The organism is Microbulbifer sp. MI-G (assembly GCF_030440425.1).
Classification (GTDB): Bacteria; Pseudomonadota; Gammaproteobacteria; order Pseudomonadales; family Cellvibrionaceae; genus Microbulbifer; species Microbulbifer spongiae.
Window position 1 is genome coordinate 2,403,347 of record NZ_CP098023.1, and the last position, 21,225, is coordinate 2,424,571.

The following is a 21,225-nucleotide window of genomic DNA, read 5'->3' on the forward strand; positions in this document are numbered from 1 at the left end:
GAGGCCACAACAACCACTATAACCACAAGCGCGGCACGCTTTGCACTGTGAATAACCTATGAGAAAAATTATTGTAGAAGCCTTGATGTTCAGCGCCTACGCGCTGTTTGCGGCGAGTTGGGTGGCCGGGGCCATTCTCACACCGGAAATTCAACAGTCGTTTGCCCAGGAGGGTCTCGCCAACGCCAGTTGGGGCAGCAATGCCATTACTCTGGCAAAGATTCTCGGCAACCTGGCCGCTGCCATGGTGCTGGTCAAACTCGGCATTCGCTATGCGTTCACCACCGCCATTTTGCTGATTGCCGCCGGCGGCCTGGGGGCCTTTGCGGACAGTTACAACGGTTGGTTACTATCCCGATTGGCCCTTGGACTCGGGGGTGCCCTGGCGATTGTGTATTTTAATCCGGTGGTCCTGCACTACTTCAGGCCCAGCGAACGCCCGGTGGTGAACGGAATAAACGCCGCTGCGTTCAATACCGGAAATTTGCTCGCGTTGCTGACAACCAGCATCCTGTTGCCATGGCTTGGCAGCTGGGAAAACCTGATACTGCTCTACGGTGCCATGGTCGCCAGCCTCGCGCTCCTCTGGTGGCTCTGCGCCGAGTCCATTCCCCTGGCCGGCAACAGCACGGATTCCGTACAGACGCGACCCTACCGTCTGCGCGAAGGACTGACAGATCCTTTCAACTGGTGGCTGCCGCTGGCCTACTGTGGCGTACTTTTCTGCTATATCGCCGTGTTTGCGCTCTTTCCACTGCTCGATACCTTCGCGGTACAGAGCACCCACTTGTCCGCGGTAATGATAGCCACAGGGATGGTGGGTACTGTGGCCGGTATCGTCACCACCAAGCGTCTGCCGATGCGACTGCCGGTGATTCGCGCCAGTGGCGCTGCACTGACGCTCAGTGCAACGGCAATGATTGTCACCAGCTCTCCCACCATTGCCTATAGCGCCGCGGCAATGGCAGGCTTTTTTATGTTTCTGCCGATGACGGCTCTGGTCACCCTGCCCCAGGAGCTACCGGGCATGACGCCTGCGCGCATCACTGTCATCTTCGGGATGTTCTGGTCCATTGCTTACGGTATCGAAACTTTGTTGATGTGGGGCGCGACCACTATTGCGGATGTCAGCGGAATAGCCGCCAGCGCTGCCTGGATCGCCGTAGTCTGCTCAGCATCGTTATTTGCTGTCTCCTTCAAACTGCCGGAGACAGGAACCGCCGCCAACACCGAGAGAAGCGTCAATGCCAACACTTGATCCGACCCTGGCAGAGTGGTTGCCAAAAATTCACACTCTGGCCGAGCAGGCAAAGGCAGCGGGAATAGAGCCGACCCCAATCAGTGCACGCGAGGGTCTCGCCAGTCTCACGCGTCAGTTTGTCGACGCCGGACCCGACATGACAATCAAGGACTTTGTGATTCCCGGTGGCGCCTATCAGGTGCCGGTGCGCACCTTCTTGCCACAGCAGGCCAGCGGTGGTCCTGTCATCGTCTATGTGCACGGTGGCGGTCATATGGCGGGCAGCGTGACTGTGTACGACCCGATCTGCCGCCGTATCGCCGAAATCTGCCAGCGCTGCGTGGTTTCCGTTGAATATCGGCGCTCGCCAGAAAACCCCTACCCCGCCGGCCTCGCCGATCTGAATCAGGTGCTGGAAAACTTTGCTCCGACACTGTCAAACAGGGACATTGCCCACAACAGCCAAGTGATTTTAATGGGGGATTCCGCTGGCGGTGCGCTCTGTGCCACCCTGTGTGCTCGCTACCAGCACCGCGCCGACTCACCGATCCTCGGTCAGATCCTGGTGTATCCCAGCCTGGACTACACCATGGGCCACCAGTCTTACACCGAAAACGGCCGTGGACATCTGCTGGAAGTGGAAAAGATCCGCTGGTATTTCCAAAACTATTTCAGTCGGGGAGAAGAGCGGGTACAGGCATCACCGCTGTCTATGCCGGTGAGTGTGGGGCTGCCCCCCACCCTGGTATTCACTGCACAATTTGACCCCCTGCGCGATGAAGGGCATGCGTATGTGGAAAAGCTCCGGGCTGCCGGCGCGCAGGCCTGGCTGCACAACTTCGATGACATGATTCACGCTTTTCTAAATCTGGAGCAACTGGCACCCAGCGCGTGCAGTACCCTCTACCAGCGTACTGCCGATTTTATTACCCAGTTGCTCTCAGACCAGTAACAGATTCCCGTAGGCCTTCATTGTCTGCTGGCGTCTGTCTGCTTGCCAGGTAAAGGTTTACCGAGGCTCTGTGCCTCGCGGATAAGTTGCTTGCGGTCGCGCAGGCCCGTCTTGCGCAGGATGGCGGTGACATGGCTCTTCACCGTGGGCTCGGTAATCCCCAGTTCAAAGGCAATTTGCTTGTTCAACATGCCCCGGGCGATCATCTGAAAAATACGCAGCTGTTGCGGCGTTAGTCCCTGCAGTCGCTCAATCAGTGTACTGTGTGGCTGCGCTGCCAACAGCTCCTCAGCAAACCAGGTTTCGCCTCGCAGAACCGCCCTGATGCAGTTTTGGATTTCCAGCGGCTGTGCGGTTTTGGAGAGAAAGCCCACCGCACCGAATTGTGCAGCACCCGCTATACTTTCGGCACTGTCACTGCCAGACACCACCACCACCGGCACCTGCGGGTACTCTTTGCGAATTCGTGCCAGGCCATTGTAGCCATCGCTGCCGGGCATATTTAAATCCAGCAGAAGCAGATCGAGATCCGCTTGTCGAGCGAGTGCCGCCAGGGTGGATTCCAGATCGACACTCTCGATCAGTTTCGCGTCGCTGGCATGCTGCAATGTGGCGAACAGAGCACTGCGATAAAGTGGGTGATCATCCGCAATCAGAATGGTACTGCTCATCGCCAGAAACCGGGGGTTATTGTCTGGCTTCAGTCTACTGAGCTGTCCAGCCTCCGTCCACCGGCAGGGCAATGCCGGTCATGGTGGCTGCGGCATCGGACAGCAGAAAGACCACAAGCTGCCCGATCGCCGCAGGTTGTGTCGCCACAGGCAGCGGCTGCTTCTCTCCCACAAGAGCCATTTTGGCCCTCTCGATATCGATACCCTGCGCCTGGGCAATGGCTTGAATCTGCGGCTCAATCAGGGGCGTTTCCACCCAGCCGGGGCAAATCGCATTGACGGTTACCCCGGCCTTCGCGGACTCCAGGGCGAGCACTTTAGTGAGTCCTACCAAGCCGTGTTTGGCTGCGCAATAGGCGGCTTTCTTATTGGAAGCCACCAGGCCATGTACCGATGCAATATTGATAATACGGCCCCAGCCGACCGCCAGCATCGCCGGCAGCACCTGTTGGCTCAAATAGAAAGGAGCATTCAGATTGACGGCAATAAGGCTGTCCCAACGCGCTTGTGGAAAATCCACCGCTGCTGATGTGTATTGAATGCCGGCGTTGTTCACCAGCACATCCACACTGCCGCCGAACTCCTGAGTGGCCACTACCAATTCGGTACATCCCCGCAGAGTGCTGAGATCAGCATTGCTGAATCCACAGTCAACAGCAAATTCCCGCGTGAAATCGGCTGCAAGGTCAGCACCGGCACCGGCATCCAACAGGCCGTGCAACATGATCCGGTAGCCACTACCTGCCAACTCCCGCGCCACACCCAGCCCAATGCCACTGGTAGAACCGGTCACCAGGGCCAGCTTGCAGGAGTGATCACCTTCAGACACCACAATTCTCCGTTTCAACTTGGTCAGTCGAAATTGATCCTAGCAAGGAGCAAATAGCCCGTCTGTATGACCAAGGTATGAGGCTTATGGCAAACACTTCAATAATAAAAAATACCGGGTCCCAGTGGAGATACCGCCTTCCAACTGCTCAGATGCCGATATGGTTTGCAGGCCGCTTAAGAGGGCATCTCTCTCATTGGAAAGGGTTCTCGGCAGCTTCCCTGCAGACAGCAGCAGGGAGCCTGGTCTGTGGTGTTACAGCCTGCAATCACTTTTGCTGAACTCTCCCAGCGAGAGCATTTCTGAGGGGGGGGAAGTCACCCAAAAAACTACGGGGCGATCTCAGCAGAAACCTGCGGCACACGGCGCTCACGATTTGCGGAAACTGCCTCGGCATCGGGAACACGCCCTTTACCTTCCTCTGTCATCTCCTTCGCTTCAACCGGTTCGATGTGTGTTTTATCAATGTGCCCAGCGTTGGTGCGCTTGGCACGTTTGTTGTTTCGCTGGAAGAAGTCTCCGAGATAATTGGCATAGTCAATGCTGACCGAATCCACATGGGCACCACTGGCATCGACACCGCCGGACCAGGTGTGTCCCAGACCATGGAACCAGAGCATGGAGACACGTCCATCCTGCCATACATGTTCATCGGCCGTGTGACCGGGTGCGTCACTAAGGAGGTTGGAGCCGCGCAACTGCTTCACCCCATACACCTTGGCCATACCGTTGGCATTTTGTGTGTTGTAGCAAGCATTCACCACAGTATCCTCAGCGCCATGGCCTATGCTGGCAATCTGGGTATCCAAATGGCTGGCATAATTGCCGGCATAATTGCGACAGCGACTGGCAACGTCGGCGCGCTCACAGTTGCCAATGGCCCCACTGGCACTGGTACCAATACTGGGCCCGGCACTGGCGCCAAAACCTGCAAAAATATCTGGAGCAATACAGGCGGCGGTGTTGGCAAAGACCGCTCCGGAGGAAAGGCCCGCGATATACACCTGGCTTGGATCGATATTGTGTGCGGCTTCGCCAGATAAGGCGGTGGCCAGACTAATCAGATTGGCGTAGTCACCGTGGCTGCGGGTACGTGGCCCCTGCCAGTAAGACCAACAGCCAAAACCCGCTTTGTTCGCCGCATCCGGCACGGCGATCGCCATACCGTGGTTTTCCGCTGTTTCCTCCAGCTTCGCTGTCAAAAATGCATCGATAGATTGACTACAGCCATGTAGAAGGATCAGCAGCGCTTTGCCGTTACCGATGACCGAGGAGCTATCCGGAATAAACACATGCACCCGTTCAAAGCCACCTATGGCCACGTTTTGCTGCCAGGAACCAGCCATCACCGGGTTACTGCCAAAAACCGTAAACAGCGTACTGAGCAAAAAAATTGATAGCTGCTTGACCGGGTGTTCAGAAAACATAGCTGGCGCCTCTTTATGGTATAGTGAGTAGGTGAAAACTGCGCTGCCTGTATGCCGCTCTCCTCACAGACAGTCAACCACTGGTCAACATAAAAGCTGTGTATAACAGACACAACTAGACTTAGGTCGGAGAGGTCTTTTAGAAACAGATACCGCCCGGATAAGAGCAACAACCCGATCAACCCAGATCGATGAATAGGGGGTGCGCCGGCGGCTTTTAAATTCACTTCCCCGGCAAGTGTTTGCAGTGATATCAGAATATGCTCGAGTAGACCCCTTCAAGACACTTTCCCCCACTGTTCCAGCACTCTCTGCCAACGTTTGTGATTCAATACGATAAACTCTCCGTTGCACAAAATGCAGTGCTGAAAACCACGGTCCTTTTTACATTGAAACAGCACCAGAACCGCCGGGCCCTGGGGATAAAATTGTCTTCCATTGCTCTCTTTGTTGGTGATCGCATTGATTTGCTTGGTATCATTGCAACACCGTCTTGACGGGTTGTTGCAGCCTTCCATAAGTACATAGAAATATCCGATGAGTAAACACGACAATCTTTACGCAAACCCGCTGAGGCAAGTGGCTGGTTTTGAGTTTGACCGCCAGGTTGTGGACGTTTTTCCGGATATGATCAAGCGCTCAGTACCCGGCTACGCTACCATTGTAGCCATGATCGGTACCCTGACAGAACGCTACGCCCAGGCGGGCAGCCGCTGCTACGACTTGGGCAGCTCCCTGTGCGCAGCCACCCTTGCCATGCGCCATCGCATCCCAGCAGCAAATTGTGAAATTATCGCCGTGGACAATTCCTCCGCAATGGTGGCGCAGGCCCGCGCTGTGCTCGCCGCAGACAGCGGAGAAATTCCGGTACAACTTATCTGCAGCGATCTGCAAACGGTTGCCATTGAAAACGCCTCGGTGGTGGTGCTGAATTTCACCCTGCAGTTTATCCCGCTGACAAAGCGCCGGCTGATCCTTCAGAAAATCTATGACGGCCTGCGACCGGGGGGGATTGTGATTCTCTCGGAGAAGGTGCACTTTTCCGATAAAACACACAATGCACTGATGATTGAGCTGCATCACGCCTTTAAGGCCGCCAACGGCTACAGTACCCTGGAGATTGCGCAAAAGCGCTCATCCCTGGAAAACATCCTGGTTCCAGAAACTTTGGCTACCCACCGCGAGCGCCTGAAAGACATTGGTTTTTCCAGCGTGGATGTCTGGTTCCAGTGCTTTAATTTTGCCTCTTTACTGGCTTTTAAGGGCAAGCCCGAAGAGTAAGTATTTCTGTGATTGACTACACACGTCTCTACCAAGGCCTGCAACATATCCCGGCCCTGCGCGCCTGGCTGTCACAACTACCGCAACAGGTCGCTGAGGGTCTGAGCCCGAAGCGCTGGGGCGACCTGCCCGATTGGCGCTCGACATTGGAAGCTCTACCGGATATAGCGCCCTCGAGTATTCAATTGAATCACCGGATATGCGCCGGCAACGCGGCCGATGCCAGTGCCGAGCAACTGCAATTGCTGGAAGCGGGGCTGAAAAAACTCCACCCCTGGCGCAAAGGCCCCTGGGATCTGTTTGGCGTATCTATTGATACGGAGTGGCGATCCGATTGGAAGTGGGATCGTGTGCAGCCGCACCTGGCCCCGCTCAAAAACAGGCTGGTGCTGGATGTGGGGTGCGGCAATGGCTATCACTGCTGGCGGGCCTACGGTGCCGGTGCGCGCCGGGTGATCGGAATAGATCCCTCGGCCAAGTCTGTTGCGCAGTTTTACGCTCTGAAAAAATATCTGGGAAATGAAAAACCGGTGGACCTGCTGCCACTGGGTATTGAGGTGCTGCCGGAAAACCTGCATGCCTTCGACACCACTTTCTCCATGGGGGTACTCTACCACCGGCGTTCGCCCATGGATCATCTGCGCGATCTGCGCGGGACCCTGCGCCCGGGGGGACAGTTGGTGCTGGAAACTCTGGTGATCGATGGCAAACTGGGAGACTGCCTGGTACCCGAAGGGCGCTATGCAAAAATGCGCAACGTATGGTTTTGCCCCAGTTGTGCAACTCTGGAGAGCTGGCTGCGCAAGTGCGGCTTCGACAACCCCAGAACCGTGGACCTGAGCACTACCACTACTGAAGAGCAGCGGCGCACCGACTGGATGCGCTTTGAATCCCTGGCGGATTTTCTCGATCCGCAATCACCAGGTAAGACCATTGAGGGTCATCCTGCGCCTAAACGCGCCGTTCTGGTCGCAAAAGTACCGTAACTTCTCTTACACCATGGCTCTGTGTATTCATAAATCCGGAAAAATCCCCTATTAGTAGAATATTATACGGAATACCCGCTGTGATCTTGATTATTGCCCCCCCTGTGGCAAAGCTCGCCCCCAAACCGTGCAACAATGCCCTCAGGGAAGGCTGCCAATCAGTGCAGCCCAGCGCAGAGTATCTCTATGAGTATTAGTGTTTTCGAGCTCTTTAAAATCGGCGTGGGCCCCTCCAGTTCCCACACGGTGGGCCCCATGATCGCTGCCCGCCAGTTTGTACGGGACCTGCGCGCCCGCGGACAACTGTCCCAGACTGATCGCGTGCAGATACACCTTTACGGCTCCCTGGCCCTCACCGGTATAGGGCATGGCACCGACATGGCAGTATTGATGGGACTGCTGGGTCAATCCCCTGATACCATCGATGTGGACAGCATTGATGAACGGTTGGCTGCGATCCAACAGACGTCTGCCCTGCTGCTGTACAATGACCACAAGATAGAATTCGTTCGCGAACGCGACCTGACTTTCCACACCGAGGCATTTCTGCCCCAACACTCCAACGGTATGACCTTCCAGGCTTACTCGGGCTCAGAGCGGTTATTTGAACGCAGCTACTTTTCTATCGGCGGCGGCTTTGTGTTGTCTGAAGAGGATTTTGCCCACAGAGAGGAAATCGCTACCCTGCTGCCCTATGACTTTCACAACGCCGAGCAGCTGATGAAGATCTGCACACAGCACGGCTGGACCATTGCCGATCTGGCCATGGAAAACGAGAAGGCATTTCACAGTGAGCAGGCGGTGAGTGACCGCTTGTGGAATATCTGGAAGGTGATGGATGCCTCTATCGAGCGGGGCTGTCATCAACAGGGCATTCTGCCCGGGGGTCTGAACGTGCCACGTCGCGCAGCCGAACTGTATCAGGAACTGAGTAAACAGCCCACGGAGGAACGCAATCAGGGACTGGCTATCCTCGATTGGGTCAGCCTGTTTGCCCTTGCGGTTAACGAGGAAAATGCCGCACGCGGACGCATTGTTACCGCCCCCACCAACGGGGCTGCAGGGGTCATTCCCGCTGTCATCGCTTACTATGTGAAGTTTGTGCACGATGCCGACAAACACGGTGCACTGAAGAATCAGGTGGTGAAATTCCTCCTGACCGCCGGTGCCATTGGTATGCTGTACAAGAAAAATGCCTCCATTTCCGCTGCAGAAGTGGGTTGCCAGGGAGAGATTGGCGTGGCCTGTTCCATGGCCTCCGCCGGCCTCGCAGCCGTGCAAGGCGGCAGCAACCAGCAGACCGAGAACGCAGCGGAAATCGGCATGGAACACAACCTGGGGCTCACCTGCGACCCTATCGGCGGGCTTGTCCAGATACCCTGTATTGAACGCAACACCATGGGCGCGGTAAAAGCCATTAACGCTGCACGCCTCGCACTGCGCGGTGACGGCGAGCATATAGTCCCCCTCGACAGCGTGATTGAAACCATGCACCAGACCGGTATCGATATGCAGAACAAGTACAAGGAAACCGCTCTGGGCGGCCTTGCGGTCAACGCCGTGAACTGTTAATACAATCTCCCTACTCTACGGGTTACCCTGGCACTTGATACAGTCTCAGCATTTACTTGGTGCCACCTTGTGGGGATCTTTCAGTTTCGGTGGTGTCGCATTGCCGCCGTGCTGATGCAACCATTTACAAGCGTGAATAATATCATCCGCCAAGCCTTCAACGGCATTGTAATTGAGGTGCGGGCGCACCACGATGCGCAAGGAGTTTACTGACTGTGCATCGGGAGGCATGGCATAGGCAGACAGCACCCAGCCGCGCTCGCGCACCTTGTCGGATATATCGTACTCATTGAAATTGGTATACTTTCCATTCAAGGTCATGGCCACTACGGGGATGCGCTGGGTCTTATTCATGATCTCGAAATAACCACTATCCACAAGGCGATTGCGCAGGTGCTGGGCATTCTCCAGAGTGTGCAGCATGATATCCCGATATCCCTTGAAGCCCAGGCGGATAAAATTGTAGTACTGGTAGGCGACGGTGGAAGCATTGCGGCTGAAATTCAAGGTGGCCGTCGGCATTTCACCGCCCAGATAATTCACATAGAACATCAGCTCCTCATCGAAAACGGAGCGCTCGCGAAAAATCACCCAACCGAGCCCCGGCGGCACCAGCCCGAACTTGTGGCCGGATGCATTAATGGATTTCACCCTTGGCAGGCGGAAATCCCAATGGTAATCGGGGTATAAAAACGGGTTTACAAATCCGCCGGAAGCGCCATCAATATGCATGGGGATATCGTGCCCGGTGTTTTCGTGATGGCGATCCAGCCAATTGTGAATAGCACGAAAGGCATCGTCCTCACCGGTAAAGGTCTGCCCGGCAATGGCCACTACCGCGATGGTATTTTCATCCACCAGTTGATCAAGATGCGCACTGGTAAAACGGTAATGCCCCGGCCTCAAGGGGGCTATGCGCGGCTCCACATCAAAGTAGCGCATAAATTTTTCCCACACGATCTGTACATTGGCACCGGTCACCAGATTGGGCCTGGAGCCGTCTTTGCCCATTTTTTGCCGGCCTTTACGCCAGTTCCACTTGTGGGCCAAACCCGCCAGCATACAGGCCTCTGAGGAGCCAATGGTGGCAGCACCGTATGGCTCCACACCCTCGGGACCGTTCCACAACTGGTGCAGCCAACGCACCATGCGCGTTTCCATGGCAAACAGCTGAGGATACATATCGTGATCGATGTAGTTTTTCAGATAGTGATCCTTTGCCACTGCAAAAGATTCGGGTTCGGTAAAGGTGGTCACAAACGAAGATAAGTTCATCGCCGGTTTGGCATCGGACCAGGTCTCGCTGGTGACAATGGATTCGGCGGCATAGGCAGAGATACTATCTCTGGGAAAATGATTTTCTGGAATATCCTCATTGTATTCATCAAAGAACAGATCAAACGGGGATTTCTGTTTCATGACCACACTCCTTGTCGCGCTTCGACGCCGCAAAAAACCCTCGGTAAAGCCCCTCTCATCGCATCGGGAAAGTGGATATGGACTCAATTCCCGTTTCTAGGCGCTGAGCAAGATGGGTTCCGGAATCTGTCACACACCTCATCTTGGCAAAAGATGAAAAAATAGGTGACCTTTGGCCGCCCCTTTACCTAATACTACCTGCCAGTGTAGATAAATCAGGACATGGTTATGGAAAAAGCACGAATGACGGTCGTGCCCCCGGTAAACTTTCTCTGGGGAAGGAGTTCGTTTTCACAAATACGGACAAACTGTCTAGGGTCAACCACCGGACACAAGGAACGCGTTCAACTCGGTATGCCATGTTTGGTATAGATATCAAAACGTCCGGATTTGCCCTGCAACAAAAGGCTGGGGTTTTTTCCGGCCAGGCAGGGCGCCAGCCTGGGGCGTTTGACCACGGTACGGTAGTAGCAGGCTTTGAAAGCAGGTTCTAACAACTGATCCGCGTCCTTGTCCACACCCACCAGATAGTGGAATGCCGCCATTTCTTTCTTTACTTTCGCACTCTTGCCCCCCAATGGGAACATGGGGTCCAGATAGACAACCTGCCAGGAATCCTCGTCCTGCTGGGTCAGCCAGTCCACTGCGGAAATGGTGTCATCAACCAGGCACAAACGTCCGGCAGCCGGGACCAACTCGGTGTCGGCTGCTGCCGCCTGATGCAATCGCCGCAGGCCATCTTGCAACAACAGGCGCACCACCGGGTTGCGCTCGAGCATCCACACCTCACACCCCAGTGTCGCCAGTACAAAGGCATCGCGCCCGAGTCCGGCAGTAGCATCCAATACACGTGGGTAAAAGCCCGGACGCAAACCAATGGCTCTGGCAACCGGCTGCGCCCTGCCACCACCAAATCTGCGCCGGTGCGCCAGGGCACCCCCCACAAAATCCACAGCGACAGGCCCCGGCGCCTGGCGACCGGTAGCACACAGTTCCAAGCGCTCGCCACAGCGCAAAACCTGGGAAAAGTCGCCTATTTCCCGAGGGTCTGTAACGCCCAGGCAGGGAAAATCGAGCTGACTGGACAACTGTTCGGCAGCGGGGAGGTGTTCTGGGGTCGCTGCAATCAAAGCCATTGCCGGATTCATCGGCACTCCGTGCAATAGTCAAAAAAGCGGCCTATGCTAGCCCGGATTTTCCAGCCATTCCAGGGCCTGGGAATACGCATTCAGCGAAAAGGGCCGCACTTCGGCACTGACGAAATGGCAGACTAGGCTTGGCATAAAACTCAGGACGGGATTGTCGGATAATACGGCTATTTTCTGGATGTGCCTATGGTGGTCGTGCACAAAACGGAAGTGCGAAATCAGCGCGACAAAACTCTCCCAGCCAGCAAAATCCTGGGCATTGATCAGCAGCCCCTCGATCCTGCCCTGCTCCGTGATGACCGGATCTATCTGGGCTGCAAGCTGCTGAAAATCTTCCGCAGAAAATTTTCCTACAGGTTTGACTTCGAGTATCTCGTGTTCCCGGCACCACTTATGTTCAATCATGATCCCACAACGGGCAAGGGCCGCCTCTGCCGGCAGCCCACGCGCCCTGCAATGTTTTGCTATCCCTGCCTGGGTTGATTTGAACCCAATTTCACAACTTGTACAATCCCGGTACCGCTTGCCGGAGATGACCGCTTCCGAAATTCAGCGCGCAACAAGTGCCCTACTCGGCAGAAGCCCCTTCAACAATCTTGTCAGCCTTTTTGCCCGTACCCGTACTGTCTGTCGAATTGCCACTGTTGCCGGTGGCAGTCTGAGGGGGTTTACCACCCGCACCGGTGGATGCCGGCCTGCTGGCATCAGGCTGTCCAGCGACCGGTTTTGTAGCTGCGGCACCAGAGCCCGGATCGGTAGTGTTACTGGCTCCAGGGGGATTGGGGTTTGTCTGATCCGGCTCCTGTGGCGTTTGCATGTCCGGGTTACCCATACCATCAGGAGGCGTAGGCGCATCGTTGGGAGGGGGTGTATCGTTATCACCACCACTATCCGATGGTGTCGAGTTATCATTCATCTGCTCGCTTTGCGGCTGATTCATCGAGTCATAGGCATCTTTTGCCTTGTGCTCACCACCACGCGAAATAAAATAACCGATAATCAGTAACAAGATGATCAGTGGTATCAGTAGTTTCTTCATATTGCGACCTCTCGACGCCAGCCAAAATCAGAAAAAATACCTGTCGCAAGGCCAGCCGGTCATGCAATTTACAGGCGGCGGACAGCGTTGGCAGCTGTGCGTCGCTGGCCCTGCATCCCTGCGGTAAAACCTGTGGCCTAAGCCTTTTTGGCGCCAGAAGGCAGCGTTAGATCATCCGATAAAACAACGCACCTTCTCTAAAGAAGGTGACGCCAATACTGATAAGAATAACCCGGCATTGGCGTTCTTCAAGGAATCGGCCCCCTTTATTAGAGGTTGGATTGCTGTAAGTGTGGGTAGATTTAAAACCGGAGATTATATCAACCGGGCAAACAGCGGATTGTGAAAATCAAGCCGCTAAGTGGTGTGTCCCAACTGCCCCGGAGTGAGTGGACGCCTATGGACCCAACACCCCCCGGGGCAGTTTCTCCAGAACTTTGCCCGTTGAGAGCTGGGTTGATCCCGAGCAGTCAAGTCACTGAGTATTGCCAGCAGCGTCTCCGCATCAGACTCCGCCACAGCCGCCTCGCAACTGAGCAGCTGCAACCTGCCGTAGTTATCGCGACCGGCAAAGATCAAGTAACGCTCCCCTATTTCCAATTTCCTGTCGCAGTACTCCAGTCCGAGACGGAAGGTGATCTGCTCGGCAACCGCACCCTTCCACACCCGACTGGGCGCAGCCGAATACACATAACCCGAAATCGCAGTAACCCCTGGCGCTGAAAGGGCACTGTCTACATCACGGTGGATATCGATCACCTCCACCTGTGCCACCACCGCCGCCCCGGCAAACTGCGCCTCCAGGTGAGTGACGGTTTGCGAAAACGCCGCTTCACCCTCGTCTTGCCAGGCAAGGGCCAGTGTGGCGAACAATGCGGGAAGAATAGACACCAGACACAGGGTGGTGTTTACAGACCGACGGCGGCTCACGGTTATTCTCCATTATTGCTGCAGTGGCTGACCTACAGACAACAAGATCGGACAACAGCACCTTGGTGATTGTTTCTGTAAAAAACATTGAGCCGCTCAAAAGAACGCCTTGACCGGCCAAAACCGGTCCTTAAATCTACACAGCTCCACACAATTGAGTTGCTCTTTAAGGCCAAGCAATCAAAAAATCACCGAAGCTCAGGATATTTACCTGTCTGGATATAATAAAGGGCACCAGATGCCCTTTCGCGAAGATTTCCTGTCCGTTCACGGCGCAAATGCGGCTGTATCAGTGACAGTATGGCACCCTAACCGGCCGTGTGGATCACAGCGGCAGGAGCTCCAGCTCTACGCGGCGGTTGGCCTGACGCCCGGCCTCCGAGTCGTTGCCGGCCAGCGGGTAGCGCTCACCGTAACCAATGGCCTGCAAACGGCCAGGGGCGAGGCCATTGCGACTGAAAAAGCCCGCCACCGAATCAGCCCGCTGCTCACTCAACGTCTGGTTATAGACATCTGAACCGGTGCTATCGGTGTGGCCGCTGACGCGGATCGCGGTTTTGTCAAACTCCTGAAGAACCACGGTGACCGAATCCAGGGTATCGTAAAAACCCGGGCGGATATCAGAGCGGTTGGTAGCAAAAGTGATATTACCCGGCATGATCAGACGGATATTGTCGCCTTCGCGCTGTACGCGTACACCGGTGCCCTCCAGACGCTGTCGCAGAGCCATCTCCTGCTGATCCATATAATAACCAATGCCACCGCCAATAGCGGCACCACCCAGCGCACCGGTGAGCGCACCCTTGCGGCGATCTTTTTTACTCGCGGTCGCCGCACCGATAATGGCACCCGTGAGTGCACCGATGCCGGCCCCCTTTGAGGCATTACTGGTTTTGCTTTCTCCGGTGTACGGGTCCAGAGTGGAACAACCCACCAGTGATCCCAAAGCCAGAATTGCTACCCAATGTTTCATTATTGGTTCTCCTAACACACTTTTACTTTAGGGGTTTCGGGATGCGCTGAGCACAGCGCCCATGCAAAGTCCCGGGAGTATCCAGCACGCAAGCTGTCTGGCGGCTGAATCCATCCAAAGAAATTATGCAAAGACTACGGCGAAGTCACCGCCGGTTCTACTAACCAGTCCCCATTGCACATCATAAATCACGCCAAAATTGTACTATCGTACAGATTCCCTGAATAGAAAGCCGTCAAACCCTTTTCTTCCACAAGTTCTGTGGATAACTCTGTGCATTAATAAACAAAGGGCAGCGATAAACGGCATAAACTCTTGCTCACAGCATTTTGCACATTTTTTAAACTTTTTATTTTTACCTTTAAAAACAATGAGTTATAAAAAATAAAACAAAAAAGTGACAGTTGTATTCCACCACTTTGAGGCGTCACTTCCCCCTCATAAGCATGTGGAAAAGTTTGTCAATACCTCTGGCGCGAGAGGACAAACATTGCTTAGACACTTTTGAACTTAGGCTCCCGGCTAAGTGGCACCAGACCCATTATGTTTTCTTATACGCCAGCAAGGGCAGTTAGCGATACAGGAGACAGTCGCTGGAACTGGGACAGCTTCCTGCACACCAAGCCACATTTACTGGTCAAACCGACCGCTGAATGTCTTTGGACTGCCAGGTTGACTAATAGTGCGGCGGCTTGTCATCCGAGGACCTGGTACCCCCCGGTAATGCACCGCTGATTGCACTGTACTTCTGCGACAACTCACGCATATGCAGCAAAAGGCGGCGGATATCGGCATCCTGCCTGGTAATCACATCATTCAACTGGGCGATCGTATCTTCCTGAAATGTCAGCCGGGCCTCCAGTTCATCCATGCGCTCGGACAGTTTCATAAGAGCCTCTGTCATGACAGCAAACCGTACAGTGCACGCACCAAACCCACCGCGCGCCGGTCCATAAACAGGCTCTGCCCCAGGCGCGTGGTGATATAACCCAGACCCAGCCCTCGCTCCGGATCGGCGAAACCAACGCTACCGCCGGCACCCGGATGACCGAACCCCCGTGCTCCACCGAAACGCAAATCCGCCGCTTCACCACTCAGAATGAATCCGCAACCGAAGCGAACCTCGGCCTGCAGTATCTTGTCATGGCCACAACTCTGCTCACGCGACGCCTCTGATACCCACTCTCGCGACAAGGTGGTCGGGGTTTTCTGGGCCAGGTCACCGTAAAACGCTGCCAAGTCCCGGGCACTGAAATGCCCATTGGCCGCGGGAATCAATGCACTGCGCCACTCGGGACTGTTGGTGCCCATCACCAGACTCACAGGGTTGCCGAATGCCATGGCCACGGGACCCTTACGATCTTCCTTGATCGCCCGGCCTATGGCGTTTTCCCGCAGCTCCGGCAGAGGTTGCTTCAATGGGGCCACATCGGCAATACGGTGTGAACGGTGGCCATTGGCACCAAACCCACCATCAAGATCCAGCGGGTTGGCCAGTGATTCCCGATAGAGTTCTGTCAGGGGTTTTTGCGCAACCCTTTCAATCAGTCCGCCCAGGCCCCAGCCATACAAAAAAGGGGCATAACCCTGCTGGCTGCCCGGTGGCCACCAGGGCTCAGTGCGGGAGACTTCCTTACAGGCGGCGTGCCAATCGTAAATCACCTTGTCGTCCACACGCTTGCGAAAAGCCACCAGGCCGCTGCGGTGGCAAAGCAGCTGGCGCGCGGTGACAGTCGCTTTGCCTTCGGTAAATTCTGGCCAGTAATCCGCCACCGGGCGGTCCAGGTCCAACTTACCGGCCGCCACCTGCTGCAGAGCCATCAGTGCCAGCACGCCCTTGCTGGCAGAAAATACATTGGCAATCGTATCTTCGGTAAAAGGACACTCCGCGTTCCGGTCCGCACTACCCGCCCACAGAGAGCAGATCAACTGGTCATGCTGGCGTACCGCAAAGGCCGCACCCGTATCCCCGCACTCGCGAAAATTCCTGGCGAAAGCATCCTGGAGGGCCTCAAAACCGGGGGCACAAAAGCCGTATATTTTCATCTCTTTATTTCCGATAACACGCTCGGAGGCCCGCAAGGTTAGTTTCTTCCCCTCTCCGACGCAAATCGGTAGTATGGCGCGTCCAGAGCGAGAGACCGATATGATTGAGCAAACCGCCATCCAGGACCTGCTGTCCGACAATCACTGCTTCGGCTGCGGCCCAGACAACGACCGCGGACTGCGCATCAAAAGCTACTGGGCCGGCGAGGGGAAAACCCGCTGCATATTCACCCCCGCTACTCATCACAATGCCGGTCCCGCACACTATTTAAACGGCGGGATCATTGCCACGGTGATCGATTGCCATACGGTGTGCACCGCCATCGCGGACGGCTACCTTCAGGCCGGGCGCGACATCGGCGCTGGGAGTACAATCTGGTACGCCACTGGCAAACTCGCAATCCGGTACCTGGCCCCCGCTGCCATTGACAAGCCGGTGATACTCGAAGCCACCATCGTCGAACGCAGCCCCCGCAAAACCGTGTTGCACTGCGACCTGAGCGGCAGCGGACGTCTGTGCGCCGAGGCGCAAGTGATTGCTGTGCGTGTACCGCAGGAGTGGTGATTACCCATCGCCCAAGCAAAAAGGTTCAGACTTCCGACACCTCCTCTGCATCTTCCAGTCTGTGCCCACAGAATTTACAGTATTCCGCATCCGGATCATGAGCGCTGCGGCTGCAGTTATGGCAGGCCAGCTGAATGCGCTCCCGATGCATTTCACCGGCCAGTTCCGCGGTGAGAATTCCTGTGGGCACGGCAATAATGGAGTAACCGATCAACATGGTCATTGCCGCGATACTCTGCCCCAGCGGTGTTTGCGGAGAAATATCCCCATAGCCCACAGTGGTAATGGTGACAATGGCCCAATAGATACTGGTGGGAATACTGGTAAACCCGTGCTCCGGGCCTTCTACTACAAACATCAATGCGCCAAAGATAACGCACATCACAAGCACACTGGAATAAAACACAAAGATTTTTCTCCGTGCCAAGCCCAGGGCGCGCAGGAGGATATTGGCATCGCGCAAATAGCGCACCAGTTTGAGAATGCGGAAAATGCGCAGCACCCGCAACAGGCGGATCACCAACAGGTAGGTGGCGCCGGTATAGAGGAGTGCCAGGTAACTGGGTAGTATTGCCAGCAGATCAATAACCCCGTAAAAACTGACAATATAACGGCGCCGGTTGACCGAACAATAAATACGCGCGATATATTCCACCGTAAAGAGCCCGGTAAACACCCATTCAAGCGCGATCAACAGGGGACCATAACGCTCGGCAACGGCGCTGATGGATGCCAGCAGCACCAGGCCCACACTAATCACAATGGCCCAGATTAAAAAAACATCAAAGTTGCGCCCGGCAGGTGTGTCCGTACCGAATATCACTTCATTGAGCAGTTTTCGACGTCCCGTCAACGCCATTTCTCACCCCGACTACAAGCTGCTGCCAATTTGCGACGAGATTCTAACCCCTGGGCACTGTCGGGTCGCCCTCTATTTTCAATCCCGTCGCTATTCACGCAGCGCTCCGAGTTGCGCCTTTAACTTCCCTTTCCCCTCAGGCACAATCGCGTCCTTTACGCACTGAACAACCACCGACCGGGGAGAACCATGGCCAGGGAGAATCGTCTTGTCTATTCCACTGACCGTGGCCGTATTGCGGATACCTCCCCGCAGGAGAAACGCCACGAGGGCAGTGCGACAGTGCGTATACAAAGGGAAACCAAAGGGCGCAGAGGCAAGGGGGTGACCTGTGTGCGCGGCCTCTCAGGCACCGACAGTGAACTAAGACGGATACTGGCAGAATTGAAAAAACGCTGTGGCTGTGGGGGCACCCTGAAAGACGGTGTTATCGAAATCCAGGGCGACAAACGCGCCGACATCAAGGCGCTGCTGGAAGCGCGCAACTACACTGCAAAACTGGTTGGCGGCTAAACTGTGCGCAGTAATCGCAGTGGCTTCACACCCAACTGCTGCTCCTGCTCCAGGCAGGGAATCAGCAGGGTTCCCAACTGCACCCGGTAGCCTTGCATTATAACCGAATTGGCATATCTACAGCGGGATTCCATCGCCTGAAGCGCTGCTCGCATCTCCCGATGATGCCGCGGGAGGTCAGATTTGGCCTTGATATCCAGTATGCTGTGCAGGTCTTGCGCTTTTAGGGTCTCCGATGACCCCACTATAACCTGCAGAGCGTTGAGTGTTCTGGCGCTGAGCGCCAGGTATTTCTTCACCAGTTCGCGCTCCACCATTTCAGGAGTCAGGTGCCTGGCGAGCAGGGCAAGACTCTTGCTGTAGCCAGCGAGCTGCTCCAGGTGGGGCGCGAGAGGTTCATAGGCGGATAGCTGGCGCAGGTGACACTGCGCTGACTGTTGCGCTTTGGACGGCATCAGCGCTATCGCCAGACACAGGCGCTGATAGAAAATGGCATAGACCTTCTGTAGCTGCCGCTCCGTTTCCTCCAGTTCAGATCGTTTCACCGCAGCCATCTCCTGAGCAGCGGTCAGGCTTGTGCTTTCCAGAGAGTAGTCCTGTGGACTGATCTGCACCTTGGCCCTGATCAATGCCGCGCCTAATTGCATGGCCACAAGACACCCCAGTAGCCCTTGCCGCTGCTCGCGAAGCCCGCGCAACTCAATCAACTTGCCGCGCAGCCAATCGATGGTGGCTTGCAGATCCATTCCCTTCACCTGCTCGGCAGCAGGGCGTTCGAGCGGCAGTAGCGTGTGCGGCGGCAGGCGGTTGAAATACACATCCAGCACATCAACGGCCTCCTGCACCCCGCTGTTTGAACTCAGCAATTGCCGGTTTGGCACAACCTGGCAATCGGGCCCGGCGCTGGCAAGACTGACCGCTCGAGCCAACCCGTCCAGATCACAGAAAAAGTCCCTCAGAGAAAACGCCCTGGTGATCTGCGCCGGCAACCGCTGCTGACTGATCGCAGAGATGCGCGTGTCATCTGCGGCCTGACCAGAGTCCCAGGGGTCACTCGCCTGTGCCATGGCCAGTTCAATGGCCTTGCAGGTTTCCCTATCCAGCTTTTCCAGCGTCCACTGCACTGCCGCAGGAATATTCTCTAGACACTGCCCCAGTAACAAGGCATCCCGGTTAATCTCGGCAACAAGCAAATCTGCATGAACCAGACGGTGCCACCTCTGGGCAAATTTCGCAAAGACCTCGCTGCCAATCGCCCCCGCCGCGTAGAGATCCGCGCGGGCCTCAAGATACCGTGCAGCACGGCTGGTAAGCGCGCGGTGCAGATTGTCCAAGCGTTCGATCAGCGGCAGTAAAAAATGACCACAAATCACCAGTAAGCGGTGCACCGGCTTTTGCAGTCCACTGGGCCTGCCGGAGTTACAAACTGCACTGCGTTCATTTTCCAGGGCCCACTGCATGGATTCCAAACGGCTTCCCCCGCCCAGCACCAGCCAGGCAAGAAACCCATTTACCCTTCCGCAGTAGAGGCCCATTGCCCGCGCCACTAGCGCCAGAGCTTCCCTGCCCGGGAGGGCGACGACACCGGCAAGCCCCAGGTGAAGTGGCAGTACCTGACTGACCACCTGAGAAAAGCTCGGCGCGGAGAAAACCCTGGCATCCGGCACAATCCATACACGCTGTACTTTCGGCAAGCCGAGACTGGTGGAAAGTAATTCAAGTAAACGCAGCAGTTCCCGGCTCTCGGAGCGACTCAGCGCCCGCATGCCGGGTTTGCTCTGCAGATCTCGCAGAGGCCGGAAATAGGGAGACACAAGCAGCAGGACAACAATACAAAAGGCAGCCGCAACCAAACTAAGAGCCACAACAACTCCATTCAGCTCGCCCTGCCAAACGGCCAGGGGGATCTGCCAAAGGGCATAGCCAGCCCCATAGACACAAAATCCCAGCAGCAGGATAAAAATTCCCGGCAATACCGCAGCGGGAATCAAACCCAGTATTACCTCGCCAGCGGCGGATATCCCGGCAGGGGAAAATGTCTTGTCATCACGGAACAGATGTTCCATCCCATCGCTGGCATTGAATGGTCGCACAGCGCGAAGCGCAGCGCCCTTGGAGGAAACTGCTGGCTGGCGCCTTGCCCTGCTTTGCTGGCCATGCACGGCTGGGTTGCGACTCTTGTCCTCAATAACAGGGGCATGCGTCCCGCGCCCCTCACTGCGATCTGATTTGCTGCCCTGAGCGCTGCGGCGCTGCGCCACCTGGATCCTGGCTATCAGCTGCAGGTTGTCAAATCGACCCGCCGGGTACACTTTTACACGCAAACCAATGTTGTGCAGACCGGCACGATATTTGAGCGCCTGTGCAGAGGCCAGCTGATCTTTGATCACCCAGCCTTTCAACAGGAGCCTGCGGGCCTGGGGTTCAGGGATGGAAAACAGCCTGGCTGCATCCTGTACCACCAGTTCCGGCTTTTTGCCATACAGCGTCCGCCCCATGGATACTATCTGGAATAAACCCTCAGTTGACATCTCCCTCTCCCGTCACCAAGTGACACAAAATGTCAAATTTGTGGCAATTTTCGCGCAGGATAAAAGATTCAGAACAACGCCAGTGAGCGCCAGTTCTCAGGAGTCCCGTGTCGATTGGAAATTTGTCAGGAAAAGAGGAAAAGCGCACAGTTTTGCCGGCATCTCTTTCCAGCAGCACTTCACCGTCAGTGGATACAGTCCCGGGGAACTGTATTGTGTGGCCCTACATGAGCCAATTGCGTCT

Annotated in this window: 21 protein-coding genes; 8 read left to right on the forward strand and 13 right to left on the reverse strand. The window is 55.7% G+C overall.

From position 1 onward, the window contains the following. Positions 1–58 precede the first annotated feature (58 nt). Positions 59–1,258 carry an MFS transporter gene (locus tag M8T91_RS10020; protein WP_301413953.1) on the forward strand — a complete coding sequence of 400 codons (1,200 nt, stop codon included), beginning with the start codon at positions 59–61 and terminating at the stop codon, positions 1,256–1,258. Next, positions 1,245–2,192, forward strand: a complete 948-nt coding sequence (locus M8T91_RS10025) for an alpha/beta hydrolase (RefSeq protein ID WP_301413954.1) — start codon at positions 1,245–1,247, stop codon at positions 2,190–2,192. The genes M8T91_RS10020 and M8T91_RS10025 overlap by 14 nt, the downstream gene beginning before the upstream one ends. A 17-nt stretch (positions 2,193–2,209) precedes the next feature. Here the strand turns inward: M8T91_RS10025 and M8T91_RS10030 are convergent, their stop codons facing one another. The 3 genes from M8T91_RS10030 to M8T91_RS10040 all read right to left on the reverse strand — a co-directional run bounded on the left by M8T91_RS10030 (position 2,210) and on the right by M8T91_RS10040 (position 5,119). Then, complete coding sequence (locus M8T91_RS10030) at positions 2,210–2,863, reverse strand: response regulator (RefSeq protein WP_301413956.1); 654 nt, start codon at positions 2,861–2,863, stop codon at positions 2,210–2,212. 34 nt (positions 2,864–2,897) lie between these two features. After that, positions 2,898–3,692: a 3-hydroxybutyrate dehydrogenase gene (locus M8T91_RS10035; protein WP_301413957.1), complete on the reverse strand. Its 795-nt coding sequence runs from the start codon at positions 3,690–3,692 to the stop codon at positions 2,898–2,900. A 329-nt stretch (positions 3,693–4,021) separates the two neighbouring features. Then, complete coding sequence (locus M8T91_RS10040) at positions 4,022–5,119, reverse strand: extracellular catalytic domain type 1 short-chain-length polyhydroxyalkanoate depolymerase (protein WP_301413959.1); 1,098 nt, start codon at positions 5,117–5,119, stop codon at positions 4,022–4,024. Positions 5,120–5,442: 323 nt separating this feature from the next. Between M8T91_RS10040 and M8T91_RS10045 the strand changes: the two genes are divergently transcribed. The 4 genes from M8T91_RS10045 to M8T91_RS10060 all read left to right on the forward strand — a co-directional run bounded on the left by M8T91_RS10045 (position 5,443) and on the right by M8T91_RS10060 (position 8,958). Further along, positions 5,443–5,616 (forward strand): hypothetical protein, encoded by a 174-nt coding sequence (locus M8T91_RS10045; RefSeq protein WP_301413961.1) that lies wholly within the window; start codon positions 5,443–5,445, stop codon positions 5,614–5,616. 40 nt (positions 5,617–5,656) lie between these two features. Further along, on the forward strand, positions 5,657–6,400 hold the full coding sequence (cmoA, locus tag M8T91_RS10050) for a carboxy-S-adenosyl-L-methionine synthase CmoA (protein ID WP_301413963.1): 744 nt from the start codon (positions 5,657–5,659) through the stop codon (positions 6,398–6,400). 8 nt (positions 6,401–6,408) lie between these two features. Then, entirely contained in the window at positions 6,409–7,386 is a 978-nt protein-coding gene (gene cmoB, locus M8T91_RS10055) for a tRNA 5-methoxyuridine(34)/uridine 5-oxyacetic acid(34) synthase CmoB (RefSeq protein WP_301413965.1), read from the forward strand. A 186-nt stretch (positions 7,387–7,572) separates the two neighbouring features. Next, the gene (locus M8T91_RS10060; protein ID WP_301413967.1) at positions 7,573–8,958 is read left to right on the forward strand and encodes an L-serine ammonia-lyase; all 1,386 of its coding nucleotides are present in this window, start codon (positions 7,573–7,575) and stop codon (positions 8,956–8,958) included. A 45-nt stretch (positions 8,959–9,003) separates the two neighbouring features. Here the strand turns inward: M8T91_RS10060 and gad are convergent, their stop codons facing one another. From gad to M8T91_RS10100, 8 genes are all read right to left on the reverse strand, one after another. Continuing rightward, positions 9,004–10,377 (reverse strand): glutamate decarboxylase, encoded by a 1,374-nt coding sequence (gad, locus tag M8T91_RS10065; protein ID WP_301413969.1) that lies wholly within the window; start codon positions 10,375–10,377, stop codon positions 9,004–9,006. 344 nt (positions 10,378–10,721) lie between these two features. Beyond that, complete coding sequence (locus M8T91_RS10070; protein ID WP_301413970.1) at positions 10,722–11,525, reverse strand: class I SAM-dependent methyltransferase; 804 nt, start codon at positions 11,523–11,525, stop codon at positions 10,722–10,724. 36 nt (positions 11,526–11,561) lie between these two features. Next, complete coding sequence (locus tag M8T91_RS10075; protein ID WP_301413971.1) at positions 11,562–11,930, reverse strand: SpoIIAA family protein; 369 nt, start codon at positions 11,928–11,930, stop codon at positions 11,562–11,564. 163 nt (positions 11,931–12,093) lie between these two features. Further along, a complete protein-coding gene (locus tag M8T91_RS10080; RefSeq protein WP_301413972.1) occupies positions 12,094–12,564 on the reverse strand; it encodes a hypothetical protein in 471 nt (156 codons plus the stop codon). Positions 12,565–12,921: 357 nt separating this feature from the next. After that, positions 12,922–13,494, reverse strand: a complete 573-nt coding sequence (locus M8T91_RS10085; protein ID WP_301413973.1) for a hypothetical protein — start codon at positions 13,492–13,494, stop codon at positions 12,922–12,924. 325 nt (positions 13,495–13,819) lie between these two features. Then, the gene (locus M8T91_RS10090; RefSeq protein WP_301413974.1) at positions 13,820–14,467 is read right to left on the reverse strand and encodes a YiaD family glycine zipper/OmpA-like lipoprotein; all 648 of its coding nucleotides are present in this window, start codon (positions 14,465–14,467) and stop codon (positions 13,820–13,822) included. A 676-nt stretch (positions 14,468–15,143) separates the two neighbouring features. Next, a complete protein-coding gene (locus tag M8T91_RS10095) occupies positions 15,144–15,356 on the reverse strand; it encodes a SlyX family protein (RefSeq protein WP_301413976.1) in 213 nt (70 codons plus the stop codon). Positions 15,357–15,367: 11 nt separating this feature from the next. Further along, positions 15,368–16,513, reverse strand: a complete 1,146-nt coding sequence (locus M8T91_RS10100) for a serine hydrolase domain-containing protein (protein WP_301413978.1) — start codon at positions 16,511–16,513, stop codon at positions 15,368–15,370. 100 nt (positions 16,514–16,613) lie between these two features. Here M8T91_RS10100 and M8T91_RS10105 point away from each other — a divergent pair, with 100 nt between their 5' ends. Further along, the gene (locus tag M8T91_RS10105) at positions 16,614–17,078 is read left to right on the forward strand and encodes a PaaI family thioesterase (RefSeq protein WP_301413981.1); all 465 of its coding nucleotides are present in this window, start codon (positions 16,614–16,616) and stop codon (positions 17,076–17,078) included. 25 nt (positions 17,079–17,103) lie between these two features. On the opposite strand, the gene M8T91_RS10110 is transcribed toward M8T91_RS10105, so the two are convergent. Beyond that, positions 17,104–17,937 carry an ion transporter gene (locus M8T91_RS10110; protein ID WP_301413983.1) on the reverse strand — a complete coding sequence of 278 codons (834 nt, stop codon included), beginning with the start codon at positions 17,935–17,937 and terminating at the stop codon, positions 17,104–17,106. A gap of 189 nt (positions 17,938–18,126) precedes the next feature. Between M8T91_RS10110 and M8T91_RS10115 the strand changes: the two genes are divergently transcribed. Next, positions 18,127–18,450, forward strand: a complete 324-nt coding sequence (locus M8T91_RS10115) for an SUI1 family translation initiation factor (RefSeq protein WP_301413985.1) — start codon at positions 18,127–18,129, stop codon at positions 18,448–18,450. On the opposite strand, the gene M8T91_RS10120 is transcribed toward M8T91_RS10115, so the two are convergent. After that, positions 18,447–20,981, reverse strand: coding sequence for a hypothetical protein (locus M8T91_RS10120; RefSeq protein WP_301413988.1), 2,535 nt, complete (start codon positions 20,979–20,981; stop codon positions 18,447–18,449). The two genes, M8T91_RS10115 and M8T91_RS10120, sit on opposite strands and share 4 nt — an antisense overlap. Positions 20,982–21,225: the final 244 nt, after the last annotated feature.

Bases quoted from the DNA above. Each gene is read 5' to 3' on its own strand.
- M8T91_RS10075 (WP_301413971.1), bottom strand. From the start codon at position 11,930: ATGATTGAACATAAGTGGTGCCGGGAACACGAGATACTCGAAGTCAAA.
- M8T91_RS10040 (WP_301413959.1), bottom strand. From the start codon at position 5,119: ATGTTTTCTGAACACCCGGTCAAGCAGCTATCAATTTTTTTGCTCAGT.
- M8T91_RS10090 (WP_301413974.1), bottom strand. From the start codon at position 14,467: ATGAAACATTGGGTAGCAATTCTGGCTTTGGGATCACTGGTGGGTTGT.
- M8T91_RS10115 (WP_301413985.1), top strand. From the start codon at position 18,127: ATGGCCAGGGAGAATCGTCTTGTCTATTCCACTGACCGTGGCCGTATT.
- M8T91_RS10105 (WP_301413981.1), top strand. From the start codon at position 16,614: ATGATTGAGCAAACCGCCATCCAGGACCTGCTGTCCGACAATCACTGC.
- M8T91_RS10060 (WP_301413967.1), top strand. From the start codon at position 7,573: ATGAGTATTAGTGTTTTCGAGCTCTTTAAAATCGGCGTGGGCCCCTCC.
- M8T91_RS10080 (WP_301413972.1), bottom strand. From the start codon at position 12,564: ATGAAGAAACTACTGATACCACTGATCATCTTGTTACTGATTATCGGT.
- gad (WP_301413969.1), bottom strand. From the start codon at position 10,377: ATGAAACAGAAATCCCCGTTTGATCTGTTCTTTGATGAATACAATGAG.
- M8T91_RS10025 (WP_301413954.1), top strand. From the start codon at position 1,245: ATGCCAACACTTGATCCGACCCTGGCAGAGTGGTTGCCAAAAATTCAC.
- M8T91_RS10095 (WP_301413976.1), bottom strand. From the start codon at position 15,356: ATGAAACTGTCCGAGCGCATGGATGAACTGGAGGCCCGGCTGACATTT.
- M8T91_RS10110 (WP_301413983.1), bottom strand. From the start codon at position 17,937: ATGGCGTTGACGGGACGTCGAAAACTGCTCAATGAAGTGATATTCGGT.
- M8T91_RS10020 (WP_301413953.1), top strand. From the start codon at position 59: ATGAGAAAAATTATTGTAGAAGCCTTGATGTTCAGCGCCTACGCGCTG.
- M8T91_RS10100 (WP_301413978.1), bottom strand. From the start codon at position 16,513: ATGAAAATATACGGCTTTTGTGCCCCCGGTTTTGAGGCCCTCCAGGAT.
- M8T91_RS10120 (WP_301413988.1), bottom strand. From the start codon at position 20,981: ATGTCAACTGAGGGTTTATTCCAGATAGTATCCATGGGGCGGACGCTG.
- cmoA (WP_301413963.1), top strand. From the start codon at position 5,657: ATGAGTAAACACGACAATCTTTACGCAAACCCGCTGAGGCAAGTGGCT.
- M8T91_RS10030 (WP_301413956.1), bottom strand. From the start codon at position 2,863: ATGAGCAGTACCATTCTGATTGCGGATGATCACCCACTTTATCGCAGT.
- M8T91_RS10070 (WP_301413970.1), bottom strand. From the start codon at position 11,525: ATGAATCCGGCAATGGCTTTGATTGCAGCGACCCCAGAACACCTCCCC.